Source organism: Streptomyces sp. NPDC040405, assembly GCF_055595765.1.
Map to the genome: position 1 here is coordinate 219,714 of NZ_JBVIVI010000011.1, position 12,086 is coordinate 231,799.

The following is a 12,086-nucleotide window of genomic DNA, read 5'->3' on the forward strand; positions in this document are numbered from 1 at the left end:
GAGAGCTTCCGTGACACGAACCACGACGCGCGCGGCGACCGCGGAGGGGGCGGAGCGCTCGGCCGCCCCGCCCCGGCCCGGGGCCGGTAAGGGCGCCGCTCCCGAAGCGGCGGGCGCGGCGGCCGGGCGGCGGTCCGGGCGCCGGGAGACCCTGGCGGGCTATCTCTTTCTGACGCCCTGGTGCGTCGGGATCCTGCTGCTCACCCTCGGCCCGATGCTGGTCTCGCTCTATCTGGCGTTCACCGACTACAACCTCTTCGACTCGCCCCGCTGGGTCGGGTTCAAGAACTTCCAGGAGATGTTCGAGGACGACCGGTGGTGGACCTCGGTCGAGGTGACGCTGAAGTACGTTCTGATCGGCACCCCGCTGAAGCTGCTGGCCGCGCTCGGCGTGGCGCTGCTGCTGGTCAAGCCGCGCAAGGGGCAGGGCTTCTACCGCTCGGCGTTCTACGCGCCCTCGCTCATCGGCGCGAGCGTCAGCATCGGCATCGTCTGGCGGGCGATCTTCAACGACAACGCGGTCGTCGACAAGTCGATGAGTCTGTTCGGCTGGGACGTCGGCGGCTGGATCGGGGATCCGGACTGGGCCCTGCCTACGCTGATCACCCTGACCGTCTGGCAGTTCGGCGCCCCGATGGTGATCTTCCTGGCCGGGCTGAAGCAGGTGCCGCGCGAGCTGTACGAGGCGGCCGAGATGGACGGCGCGGGGGCCTGGCGGCGCTTCCGCTCCATCACCCTGCCGATGATCTCCCCGGTGCTCTTCTTCAACCTGCTGCTGGAACTCATCCACTCCTTCCAGGTCTTCACCTCGGCGGTCGTGCTCGCGGGCTCCGGCACCAACACCGGCGGCCCGGGCGACTCGCTGCTGGTCTACGGCTGGTACCTGTACGAGCAGGGCTTCCGGAACCTGCGCATGGGCTACGCCGCCGCGATGGCCTGGATGCTGATGCTCGGCATCGGACTGGTGACCGCGGTGCTGTTCAAGACCCAGCGCGGCTGGGTGCACTACGAGGAGGACGCCCGGTGACTACTCCCTCGACCTCCCTGCCGCCTGCTAACTCCCTGACCGGCACGGGGCGGGCGCGGGTCCGCTCGGTGGCCTGGCATGTGGGCGCGCTCGCCGTGCTGGCCGTGATCCTCTATCCCGTGGTGTGGGTGATCGGCGGCTCGTTCAAGCCCGGCGACAAGATCATCGGCAGTCTTCAGCTGCTGCCCACCGATCCGATCACCGAGAACTACCGGCGGCTCGGCGACGGCATCGCGGACGTCCCCGTCACGACCTTCTTCACCAATTCGCTGTTCCTGGCGCTCGGTTCGGTGGCCGGGGTGCTGTTCTCCTGCTCGCTGGCGGCGTACGCCTTCGCCAGGATCCGGTTCGCCGGGCGGAACGTGCTGTTCACGCTCATGATCTCGACCCTGCTGCTGCCCTTCCAGATCTTGATCATTCCGCAGTACATCCTGTTCCAGAAGATGGAGCTGATCAACACCTACGTCCCGCTGCTGCTCGGCAAGTACCTGGCGGCGGACGCCTTCTTCGTCTTCCTGATGGTCCAGTTCATGCGGGGCCTGCCCCGCGAGCTGGACGAGGCGGCGCGGCTGGACGGCTGCGGTCATCTGCGCATCTACTGGAACATCGTGCTGCCGCTGTGCCGTCCGGCTCTGATCACCAGCGCGATCTTCACCTTCATCTGGTCCTGGAACGACTTCATCGGCCCGCTGCTGTATCTCAACGAGCCCGACAAGTACACGGTCTCGATGGGGCTGAAGCTCTTCATCGACCAGGACAGCGTCGCCGACTACGGCGGCATGGTCGCCATGTCGCTGGTGGCCCTGCTGCCGGTGCTGCTGTTCTTCCTCGCCTTCCAGCGCTATCTGGTCGAGGGCGCCTCGACCTCCGGGCTGAAGGGCTGAGGGGGCGGCCATGGAGCGAGCGGTACGGAGGTCCGAGCGGCCCTCGCGGCGGCTGGTGCGGTTCTCGCTGTTCGCCGAGTGCCTGCTGACCGGGGTCTGGGTGGTGCTCGCCGCGCTGCCGCTCGTCACCCTGCTGCCGTCGTTCGCCGCCGGATGCGCGCATCTGCGCCGCCATCTGGACGGCGAACGCTCCACGCTGCGGGACTTCGCCTCCGGTGTGCGCGAGGCGACCCGCGGCGGCTGGCGGTTCTCCCTGCTGTGGTGGGCGGCGCTCGCGCTGCTCGCCTTCGATCTGCGGGTGGCCCGCACCGGCGCTCTGCCGGGCGGGCCCGCCCTGATCGCCGTGAGCGTGGCGGGCACGCTCACGGTGATCGTCCTGGGGCTGCGGACGGCCGCCGCGTGGCGGCCGGGCGTGGGCTGGGCCGCGGTGGCCCGTACCGCCGTGCGCCGTGGCCTGGCCGCCGACCCCGGCGGATCGCTGCTGCTCGCCGGGGGGCTCGCGGTCGTCACCGTCGCTGCCTGGCAGCTGCTGCCGCTGGCCGCTCCGGCGGTGGGCGCCCTCGCGGCCTGTGCGGTCGCGGTCGAGCGCCGCGCCTGCGTCTGACCCGGCGGCGCCCGTTCCCGCGCCGCCCCCTGTAAGCACCCATGTCATGCACCTGTCCCCATACCCCCCGTACGCCCCGTAGCCCCCCGTACGAAAGGTGAGAGCGACATGCCCCCGATTCCCCGGCGCAATCTGCTCAAGGCCGCCACCGCTACCGGCGCCGCCGTCCCGTTCTCCTGGATGCTCGCGCAGCAGGCCCCGCAGGCGGCCGCCGCCGACCGGGCCGCGGACCGGGACAAGGCCGCCGACGAACCCGTGAAGATCACCTGGCTGGAGGAGGGCGGTCTCGGCGCCGCCGCGGGCAGTACCTTCGGCGTCCCCTGGCCCAAGGGCACCCACCCCGCCGACCGGACCTTCGCGCTCACCACGGCCGACGGCAAGGACGTGCCCCTGCAGACCTGGGCCACCGCGTACTGGCCCGACGGCTCGCTCAAATGGACCGCGCACGCGGCGGGGGAGGGGCTGGGCGACGGCACCGCCTACCGGCTCACCACGGATAAGCCCGCCGCACCCGCCAAGAAGGTCACCGTCACCGAGAAGGGCGGCAGGATCACCGTCGACACCGGCGTGATCAAGGCCGTGATCGGCAAGGACGGCGAGAAGCTCGTACGTTCCGTCACCCGCGGCACCACCGAGATCGCCCGCGACGGCCGCCTCGTCCTGCTCCGCCAGGGCGACATCGACGACGGCGACCACGGCAGCGCCAAGTGGGACCGGTTCGACGGCGAGATCAGCGGCGCCAAGGTCGAGCAGAAGGGCCCCGTACGCGCCGTCGTCCGCATCGACGGCAAGCACCGCAAGGGCGGCCGCGGCTGGCTCCCCTTCAGCGTGCGCCTCTACTTCTACGCGGGCGGCGACTCGTTCCGCATGGTGCACACCATCACCTTCGACGGTGACCAGAACAGAGATTTCATCCGCGGCCTCGGCGTCCGCTTCTCCGTCCCCATGCGCGACGAGGCGTACGACCGCCACATCCGCATCGCGGGCGAGGGCAAGGGATTCCTCACCGAGGCCGTCAAAGGCATCACCGGACTGCGCCGGGATCCCGGCGCGAACGTCCGCAAGGCCCAGGTCAAGGGCGAGAAGCTGGCCGACCCCGCCACCTGGGACCAGCGGGTCACCAGCCGGCTGCACCTCATCCCCACCTGGGGCGACTACACCCTCTCCCAGCTCTCCGCCGACGGCTTCACCCTGCGCAAGCGCACCAAGCCGGGCCACGGCTGGATCCCCGCGGGCGGCGGCGGCCGGGCCTCCGGCTTCGGCTACGTCGGCGGGGTCAGCGGCGGGCTCTCCTTCGGACTGCGCGACTTCTGGGAGAAGTTCCCCGCCCAGCTCGACATCCGCGGCGCGGCGGGCGACGAGGCCGAGGTCACCCTCTGGCTCTGGTCGCCCGAGGCCCAGCCCATGGACCTGCGCTTCTACCACGACGGCCTGGGCCAGGACACCTACGCCGAGCAGCTGGAGGGCCTCAACATCACGTACGAGGACTACGAGCCGAAGTTCGGCACCCCGTACGGCATCGCCCGCACCAGCGAGCTGACCTTCTGGGCCAACGCCGCCACCCCCAGCGCCGACACCCTCGTCCAGCAGGCCGCCGCCCTGCGCACTCCGCCGCAGCTCGTCGCCGGACCCGCCGACCTGGTCCGCGCCAAGGTCTTCGGCGGCCTCTTCGCCCCCGTCGACCGCTCCACCGCCGCCAAGGCGAAGATCGAGGACCGCCTCGACTTCCTCTTCTCGTACCACAAGGGCCAGGTCGAACAGCGCCGCTGGTACGGGTTCTGGGACTACGGCGACATCATGCACACGTACGACGAGAACCGGCACCAGTGGCGGTACGACGTCGGCGGCTACGCCTGGGACAACTCCGAACTCTCGCCCGACCTGTGGCTCTGGCTCGCGTATCTGCGCTCCGGGCGCGCCGACATCTACCGCTTCGCGGAGGCCATGACCCGGCACACCGGCGAGGTCGACGCCTACCACCTGGGTAAATGGACCGGCCTCGGCACCCGCCACGGCGTCCAGCACTTCGCCGACAGCGCCAAGCAGCAGCGCATCTCCACCGCGCTCTACCGCCGCTACCTCTACTACCTCACCGCCGACGAGCGGATCGGCGACATCATGCACGCCCTCGTCGACTCCGACGAGTCCTTCCTCGTCCTCGACCCGCAGCGCAAGGTCCGCCCCGACCCCGACTACAAGCCCGACCGGCACGCCCTGTCCATCGGCTTCGGCACCGACTGGAGCGGACTGGCCGGTGCCTGGCTCACCGAATGGGAGCGGCGCGGCCCCCAGGCCGAGAAGGCCGAGGCCCGGCTGCGCAGCACCATGGAGACCATCGCCGCCCAGACCAACGGCTTCGTCCAGGGCGCCGCGCTGTACGACCTCGACACCGGCAAGTACGCCATCGACGACAAGCCCAAGGTCAGCGTCTCCCACCTGTCCGCCGTCTTCGGCCTGGTCGAGGTGTGCGCCGAGGTCATCGACCTGATCGACATGCCGGAGTTCAAGGAAGCCTGGCTCGACTACTGCCGCTACTTCAACGCCACCAAGGCCGAGCAGAAGGCCCGCTACGGCGCCGACTTCGGCTCGCTGATCCTGATGCAGGGCCACTCACGGCTCGACGCCTACGCCGCCGTCCAGCTGAAGGACGACCAGCTGGCCGCCCGCGCCTGGCAGAAGTTCACCGAATTCCACGACGGCGACGGCTACCCGGACACCTCCGTCAGCTGGAAGTCGGTCAAGGTCGACGGCCCGGATGTGCTGGTGCCCGGCGTCGAGGCGGCCTGGGTGAGCACCAACGCCACCGCGCAGTACGGGCTCGCCGCCATCCAGAACCTGGCCCTGCTCGGCGACAAGCTGCCCGGGTAGGCGCGCCGCCCCCCGGTGCCCTGCCGCACACTGAGGACATGGACTGGTGCCACTACCGCTTCCGCAGCCGATGGGACCTCGACGCACCGCCCGCCGCCGTCTTCGCGGCGCTGGCGGACGGCGACGACTACCCGCGGTGGTGGCCCCAGGTTCGTGAGGTGCGGCGCGTCGACGACCGCACCGGCACCGCCCGCTTCCGCTCCCTCGTCCCGTACGACCTGCGCGTCACCGTCACCGAGGGGCACCGGGACCCGGCCCGCGGCACGCTGCGGATCGTCTTCTCCGGCGATCTGGAGGGCTGGGCCCGCTGGACGGTCACCGCGCGCGGCGCGGGCACCCGCGCCCTGTTCGAGCAGGACGTGGTCGCACGCAAGCCGCTGCTGCGCCGCTTCGCGGTGCTCGGGCGGCCGCTGTTCCGCGCCAACCACGCCCTGATGATGCGCGCCGGGCGCCGGGGACTGCGGGCCCGGATGCTCCCCCGGCGGCCCGGCCGGAATCCGGTTTGAACCACACCTCGCCCGACCTGTATTGTTCACGTCGTTCCACCGGGGAAAACCCCGGACGAACACCCGGGCGATTAGCTCAGCGGGAGAGCGCTTCGTTCACACCGAAGAGGTCACTGGTTCGAACCCAGTATCGCCCACCCTTCCGGGGCCGGGACGGCCGCAGGCGGTCCGGCCCCGGTTTTTTCCGGGCTTGTTCCCGCCGGACATGGGTACCCGCGACCTTCACCGCGGATGAATCGGAGGACAACCCCATGGCCGCCGTCGCCACCACAGCCGTCCTGTCCCTGGACTGCGCCGATCCCGAAGAGCTGGCCGAGTTCTACGCCACCGTGTTCGGCGCCGAGGTCACGCCGGTGACCAGCCTCGACCGGATCGACATCGTCGCCCCCGGCGGCACGCGCATGGCCTTCCTCCGCGACCACGGCTACGCTCCGCCGAGCTGGCCCCGGCCGGACGACTCCCAGCAGGCCCACCTGGAAATCGTGGTCGAGGACATGGACGCCGCCGAACGCCGGCTCGTCGACCTGGGCGCACGGCCGCTGGACACCAAGGACAACGGCGGCCCGAACGACGTCCGCCTCTACTCCGACCCGGCAGGGCATCCGTTCCGGCTCCGGCACGCCTGAGGCAGCTGCCACGCCTGAGGCACCTGCCACGGTTGAGGCACCCGCCGCGCCTGAGGCGCGCGCTATGCCGCGGCCGCGAGGTCCGGACGCAGGGGCCACGCCGGATCGCACACCTCGTCCGAGCCGTTGAGCGCGAACCAGGCCTGGAGGCCGCGGGCCTGGGCCGCGTACCAGACCGTCTGCCGGGCGTGCAGCTCACTGGGCGTCAGCTTCTCCAGCCGTGACGCGAAGCGGCGGCCCACCGCCCGGACGACCTCCAGCGAGGCCATCGCGTCCGCCGCGGCGTCGTGCGCGCCCGTCAGCTCGACGCCGTAGTGCGCACACAGGTCGGTGAGCGTGCGGCGCCCCTTGCGATAGCGGTCCAGGTGCTTGTCCAGCACTCGGGGATCGACGACGGACAGCGAACGCAGCGGCAGATACGTCCCCAGGGTGGCATTGCGATGCCGCTTCAACTCGCGGTCCAGCAGCGTCAGATCGAACGGGGCGTTCATCACCACCACGGGCGTGCCCCGCGCCGTCTGCTCGGCGAGCGCCCGCGCCACCTCGTCCATCACCGGTGCGGGCCACCGGCCGTGCTGCTGGAGATGCGTGTCCGTCAGCCCGTGTATCTCCGTCGCGGCTTGCGGCACCGGTATGCCCGGGCTCACCAGCCAGCGCCGCACCTCCGGCAGACTTCCCGACCCGCGCTGGACGACGAGAGCGGCCGACACGATCCGGTCGTGCTCGACGTCGACCCCGGTCGTCTCCGTGTCGAACGCGGCGAGCGGCCCTTCGAACCAGGACGACATGGCCTCAACTCCTCGTGCGTGTGTGCCCCATGACCTCCGGATCCCGCCCCGACCTGGTGATACCCGGAGGGAGATGTCCGAACCACCGCTGTTTGGCCGGTATCTGACGGGGAGACAACACAGATGTACGGACACCGGCGACGACCGGAAGGCGTCACGCACATGGCGCTCGCGCAGCCCGACCCGGCCCCGTCGGCGAGCGGTCTGCTGCCCGAGCGGACCGCACTCCCGCGCGGCCATATCGCCACCACCGCCTGCATGGAGACGCTGCAGGTCGGCTATCTGCACGCGGTCGCGGCGGCCGCGGGCTGCTCGCTCGCGCAGCCCTTCCCGGACCACGGCATCGACTGGCACGTCAGCCACAGCGCGCCCGGCCACGCCGTGGACGACGAGGTGACCATCAAGGTGCAGCTCAAGGCCACGTACCAGCTGGCACCGCAGCCGCCCGGCCCGACCTTCGCCTTCACCCTCGACAACGACCATCTGGTCAAGCTCGCCCGCAGCCCGGTCTCCGTGCACAAGATCCTCGTGGTGATGATCGTGCCGCGCGGCCAGGACGACTGGATACGGGCCGGCCACGACCGGCTGGCCCTGCGGCACTGCTGCTACTGGATCAACCTGGCGGGCCACCCGGTGACGGGCCGCCGCCGGACCACCGTGCGGATCCCGACCTCGCGGATCTTCGACGACCGTGCGCTCTGCGAAATCATGACCCGGGTCGGTGCCGGAGGGAGACCCTGATGGACCGCGACCACGACCATGACCGCCACCGCGGCCCCGCCCCCCGCCCGGATCAGGTGGACCCCGCCGTACTCGCCGCCCTCCTCGCGCGGCACGGCTGGCGCCGCCGCGGCGGCGCCCGGGGGCGGTACGCGCGCTGGACGCCCCCGGGCGAGCTGCCGGGCACCAGCCTGCTCGTGCCCGAGAGCCGCGACTTCCCCGACAGCGTCGACCTCCTCGGCGAGGCGCTGCTCGCCCTGGCCCGCAGCGCCGCGCCCTCCGCCCGCGAGGTGCTCACCGGCCTCGCCGTGCCCAGCGACGAGATCCGCTGGTGGCGCGAGGTGCCCGAGTCCCAGGGCGGCACCGCCGCCTGGCCCGCGCAGGAGGGGCTGCGCGCCGCCGCCCGGGCCACCCTGCTGGCCGGGGCGCTCGCCTCCCGGGCCACGGCCGGGTACTACGGCGCGCGGCACCGCCGGGCGGCCGAGGCGTCCCTGGAGCGCGTCCTGACCGGCCCCGCGGGCGCCGTGTCCGGCGGCCCTCAGCTGACCGTCTTCGTCCCCGTCGAGGACGGCCGGGCCACCACCGCCACCCTGCTGCGCGCCCTGTACGCGCTGCGGGACGCCGTCGACTACCAGCGGGCCACCGGCGGGATGGAGGCATACGACGCGGCCGTGGCGGCGGGGGTGAGCCGCGAGCTGACCGAGGCCGTCGTGGCGCTCGTCCAGGGCACCGAGGGCGCTCGTATGGCCCTCGCCTGGTCACCGGCCGCCGGTCCGCCGCCGGGATTCTCCACCCGGCCGGAACCGGTCGAGTTCACCCCCGGCGACCTGCCGGGGCTGCGCGAGGCCGGGGCCCGCTACGTACGGGACGAGCCGTCCGTACCCGTGCGGGTCACCGGCGCCGTGGTGCGCCTCGGCCGCGCCGGGCCGGGCGGCCCCGGGACGGTGCGGCTGCGGGTGCTGGCCGGGGCGGATGTGGCGCGGCTGCGGATCGTGCTGGACGAGGACGACTACCGGATCGCGGGCCATGCCCATCTGGTCGGGCTGCCGATCCGGGTGAGCGGGCGGCTGGAGAGCCGCGGCGGCTTCCGGCGGCTGAGTGGAGCCGGGGGAGTCGCCCCCGTGCGGGTGGACGACGCGGAGCGGGACCGGCTGCTCAAGTCGCTCCACGAGAACCTCGACTTCTTCGAGGAGGCGTGCGGCGAGGACTGAGTGCGCCGGGGCGGAGCCCCGTGGCCGCTGGTGCGGACAACCGTTTCGCGGTCGGGCCGGTCGGCTCGGTACGATTCTCGCTGCGCGGCATTCGCCGCGGGTAGCGATCCTTCAGTCAGGAGAGACCGGTGTCAGACGTCCGTGTGATCATCCAACGCGATTCCGAGCGGGAAGAGCGCGTGGTGACGACGGGCACTACGGCGGCGGACCTCTTCGCCGGGGACCGCTCGATCGTCGCCGCGCGCGTGGGCGGACAGCTGAAGGACCTGGCGTACGAGCCCGCCGACGGCGAAGAGATCGAGCCGGTGGAGATCACCAGCCAGGACGGTCTGGACATCCTGCGCCACTCGACCGCGCATGTGATGGCGCAGGCCGTGCAGGAGCTGTTCCCGGAGGCCAAGCTCGGCATCGGCCCGCCGATCAAGGACGGCTTCTACTACGACTTCGATGTCGAGACCCCGTTCCAGCCGGACGATCTCAAGCGCATCGAGAAGAAGATGCAGGAGATCCAGAAGCGGGGCCAGGTGTTCTCGCGCCGTGCGATCACCGACGAGGCCGCCCGCGAGGAGCTGGCCGCCGAGCCGTACAAGCTGGAGCTGATCGGGCTCAAGGGCTCGGCCGCGGACGCCGCCGAGGGCGCCTCCGCCGAGGTCGGCGCGGGCGAGCTGACCATCTACGACAACCTCGACGCCAAGTCCGGCGACCTGTGCTGGAAGGACCTGTGCCGCGGTCCGCACCTGCCGACCACCCGGAACATCCCGGCCTTCAAGCTGATGCGCAGCGCCGCCGCGTACTGGCGGGGGAGCGAGAAGAACCCGCAGCTCCAGCGGATCTACGGCACCGCCTGGCCGACCAAGGACGAGCTGAAGGCCCACCTGGAGTTCCTGGTGGAGGCCGAGAAGCGCGACCACCGCAAGCTGGGCGCCGAGCTGGACCTGTTCTCCTTCCCGGACGAGCTGGGCTCCGGCCTGGCGGTGTTCCACCCGCGCGGTGGCGTGATCCGCAAGGAGATGGAGGAGTACTCGCGGAAGCGGCACGAGGAGTCGGGGTACGAGTTCGTCAACACCCCGCACATCACCAAGGCCAAGCTTTTCGAGACCTCCGGCCACCTGCCGCACTACATGGACGGCATGTTCCCGCCCATGGAGTTCGAGGGCCAGGACTACTACCTCAAGGCCATGAACTGCCCGATGCACAACCTGATCTTCAGGGCGCGCGGGCGGTCCTACCGTGAGCTGCCGCTGCGGCTGTTCGAGTTCGGCACGGTCTACCGGTACGAGAAGTCCGGCGTCGTCCACGGCCTGACCCGGGCCCGCGGCTTCACGCAGGACGACTCGCACATCTACTGCACCAAGGAGCAGATGGCCGATGAGCTGGACAATCTGCTCACCTTCGTGCTGAACCTGCTCCGCGACTACGGGCTGAGCGACTTCTACCTGGAGCTGTCCACCCGCGACGACTCCGACAAGTTCATGGGCGAGCCGGAGCAGTGGGAGGAAGCCACCGAGGAGCTGCGCAAGGCCGCCGAGAAGCAGGGCCTTGAGCTGGTCATGGACCCGGGCGGCGCGGCCTTCTACGGTCCGAAGATCTCGGTCCAGGCGAAGGACGCGATCGGCCGTACCTGGCAGATGTCGACCATCCAGGTCGACTTCAACCAGCCCGCCAGGTTCAACCTGGAGTACACGGCGGCCGACGGCTCGCGCCAGCAGCCCGTCATGCTCCACCGGGCGCTGTTCGGGTCGATCGAGCGCTTCTTCGCGGTGCTGCTGGAGCACTACGCGGGCGCCTTCCCGGCCTGGCTGGCCCCGGTGCAGGCGGTCGGCATCCCGATCGGCGACGGCCATGTGCCGTACCTGGAGGAGTTCGCCGCCCAGGCGCGGGCGAAGGGCCTGCGGGTGGAGGTCGACTCGTCGTCCGACCGGATGCAGAAGAAGATCAGGAACGCCCAGAAGTCCAAGGTTCCGTTCATGGTCATCGCCGGTGACGAGGATGTGGCGGCCGGGGCGGTCAGCTTCCGCTACCGCGACGGCTCGCAGAAGAACGGCATCCCGGTCGAGGAGGCCCTCGCCGAGATCGTCGACGCCGTGGAGCGCCGCGTCCAGGTGTGATCCAAAGCTTCGAGGGGCGGTCCGCGCGGGGGCCGCCCCTCGGCGCATCCCCGGGCGCCGGGGACGAATATGCTGGCCCGCATGACGAGTGAGCCGGAGCAGCAGATCGGAGTCGGAACGCCGGACGCGTTCCAGCGCCTGTGGACGCCCCACCGGATGGCGTACATCCAGGGCGAGAACAAGCCCACGGGCCCGGGGGCGGGCGATGGCTGTCCGTTCTGCTCCATCCCGGACAAGTCCGACGAGGACGGCTTGATCATCGCCCGGGGGGAGCGCGTCTTCGCCGTGCTCAATCTGTACCCGTACACCGGCGGTCACCTCATGATCGTCCCGTTCCGGCACATCGCCGACTACACCGAGCTGGACGCCGAGGAAACGATCGAGCTGGCGGAGTTCACCAAGACCGCCATGACTGCGCTGCGCACCGCATCGGGCGCGCACGGTTTCAACATCGGGCTCAACCAGGGCACCGTCGCCGGGGCCGGGATCGCGGCCCATCTGCACCAGCATGTGGTGCCCCGCTGGGGCGGCGACAGCAACTTCATGCCGGTCATCGGCAACACCAAGGTGCTGCCGCAACTCCTCGCCGACACCCGCCGGTTGCTCGCCGACGCCTGGCCGAAGGGCTGAGCGGCGGCAGCCGTACGACAGGGGCGGGGGGGGGGGGGGGGGGGGGGGGGGGGGGGGGGGGGGGGGGGGGGGGGGGGGGGGGGTGGGGGGGGGGGGGTGGGGGGTGGGTGGGGT

Annotated in this window: 11 protein-coding genes and 1 tRNA gene; 11 read left to right on the forward strand and 1 reads right to left on the reverse strand. The window is 71.2% G+C overall.

Annotation, left to right across the window (positions count from 1 at the left end; translation table 11 throughout):
* Positions 1–10 precede the first annotated feature (10 nt).
* The 7 genes from ACZ59A_RS35785 to ACZ59A_RS35815 all read left to right on the forward strand — a co-directional run bounded on the left by ACZ59A_RS35785 (position 11) and on the right by ACZ59A_RS35815 (position 6,515).
* A complete protein-coding gene (locus ACZ59A_RS35785) occupies positions 11–1,027 on the forward strand; it encodes a carbohydrate ABC transporter permease (protein WP_470967538.1) in 1,017 nt (338 codons plus the stop codon).
* A 17-nt stretch (positions 1,028–1,044) separates the two neighbouring features.
* Positions 1,045–1,911: a carbohydrate ABC transporter permease gene (locus tag ACZ59A_RS35790; RefSeq protein WP_468046985.1), complete on the forward strand. Its 867-nt coding sequence runs from the start codon at positions 1,045–1,047 to the stop codon at positions 1,909–1,911.
* A gap of 10 nt (positions 1,912–1,921) precedes the next feature.
* Positions 1,922–2,515, forward strand: coding sequence for a DUF624 domain-containing protein (locus ACZ59A_RS35795; protein WP_470967541.1), 594 nt, complete (start codon positions 1,922–1,924; stop codon positions 2,513–2,515).
* A 108-nt stretch (positions 2,516–2,623) separates the two neighbouring features.
* On the forward strand, positions 2,624–5,383 hold the full coding sequence (locus tag ACZ59A_RS35800; RefSeq protein ID WP_470967544.1) for an exo-rhamnogalacturonan lyase family protein: 2,760 nt from the start codon (positions 2,624–2,626) through the stop codon (positions 5,381–5,383).
* 38 nt (positions 5,384–5,421) lie between these two features.
* Positions 5,422–5,889, forward strand: a complete 468-nt coding sequence (locus ACZ59A_RS35805; protein ID WP_470967546.1) for an SRPBCC family protein — start codon at positions 5,422–5,424, stop codon at positions 5,887–5,889.
* A gap of 65 nt (positions 5,890–5,954) precedes the next feature.
* Positions 5,955–6,026 (forward strand) — tRNA-Val (locus ACZ59A_RS35810).
* Positions 6,027–6,140: 114 nt separating this feature from the next.
* Positions 6,141–6,515 carry a VOC family protein gene (locus ACZ59A_RS35815; RefSeq protein WP_470967549.1) on the forward strand — a complete coding sequence of 125 codons (375 nt, stop codon included), beginning with the start codon at positions 6,141–6,143 and terminating at the stop codon, positions 6,513–6,515.
* Positions 6,516–6,577: 62 nt separating this feature from the next.
* Here ACZ59A_RS35815 and ACZ59A_RS35820 read toward each other — a convergent pair whose 3' ends face one another.
* Complete coding sequence (locus tag ACZ59A_RS35820) at positions 6,578–7,303, reverse strand: exonuclease domain-containing protein (RefSeq protein ID WP_470967552.1); 726 nt, start codon at positions 7,301–7,303, stop codon at positions 6,578–6,580.
* Between the two features lie 162 nt (positions 7,304–7,465).
* Between ACZ59A_RS35820 and ACZ59A_RS35825 the strand changes: the two genes are divergently transcribed.
* From ACZ59A_RS35825 to ACZ59A_RS35840, 4 genes are all read left to right on the forward strand, one after another.
* Positions 7,466–8,044, forward strand: a complete 579-nt coding sequence (locus tag ACZ59A_RS35825; protein WP_470967554.1) for a DUF4365 domain-containing protein — start codon at positions 7,466–7,468, stop codon at positions 8,042–8,044.
* Positions 8,044–9,234: a hypothetical protein gene (locus ACZ59A_RS35830; protein WP_470967557.1), complete on the forward strand. Its 1,191-nt coding sequence runs from the start codon at positions 8,044–8,046 to the stop codon at positions 9,232–9,234. Before ACZ59A_RS35825 ends, ACZ59A_RS35830 begins: the two co-directional genes overlap by 1 nt.
* A gap of 128 nt (positions 9,235–9,362) precedes the next feature.
* Entirely contained in the window at positions 9,363–11,342 is a 1,980-nt protein-coding gene (gene thrS / locus ACZ59A_RS35835) for a threonine--tRNA ligase (protein WP_470967559.1), read from the forward strand.
* 69 nt (positions 11,343–11,411) lie between these two features.
* The gene (locus tag ACZ59A_RS35840) at positions 11,412–11,972 is read left to right on the forward strand and encodes an HIT family protein (protein WP_468046505.1); all 561 of its coding nucleotides are present in this window, start codon (positions 11,412–11,414) and stop codon (positions 11,970–11,972) included.
* Positions 11,973–12,086 lie beyond the last annotated feature (114 nt).

What these genes read in the sequence shown, in the direction of transcription:
- ACZ59A_RS35825 (WP_470967554.1), top strand. Translation starts at nt 7,466, where the DNA reads ATGGCGCTCGCGCAGCCCGACCCGGCCCCGTCGGCGAGCGGTCTGCTG.
- ACZ59A_RS35795 (WP_470967541.1), top strand. Translation starts at nt 1,922, where the DNA reads ATGGAGCGAGCGGTACGGAGGTCCGAGCGGCCCTCGCGGCGGCTGGTG.
- ACZ59A_RS35820 (WP_470967552.1), bottom strand. Translation starts at nt 7,303, where the DNA reads ATGTCGTCCTGGTTCGAAGGGCCGCTCGCCGCGTTCGACACGGAGACG.
- ACZ59A_RS35800 (WP_470967544.1), top strand. Translation starts at nt 2,624, where the DNA reads ATGCCCCCGATTCCCCGGCGCAATCTGCTCAAGGCCGCCACCGCTACC.
- ACZ59A_RS35815 (WP_470967549.1), top strand. Translation starts at nt 6,141, where the DNA reads ATGGCCGCCGTCGCCACCACAGCCGTCCTGTCCCTGGACTGCGCCGAT.
- ACZ59A_RS35840 (WP_468046505.1), top strand. Translation starts at nt 11,412, where the DNA reads ATGCTGGCCCGCATGACGAGTGAGCCGGAGCAGCAGATCGGAGTCGGA.
- ACZ59A_RS35805 (WP_470967546.1), top strand. Translation starts at nt 5,422, where the DNA reads ATGGACTGGTGCCACTACCGCTTCCGCAGCCGATGGGACCTCGACGCA.
- ACZ59A_RS35830 (WP_470967557.1), top strand. Translation starts at nt 8,044, where the DNA reads ATGGACCGCGACCACGACCATGACCGCCACCGCGGCCCCGCCCCCCGC.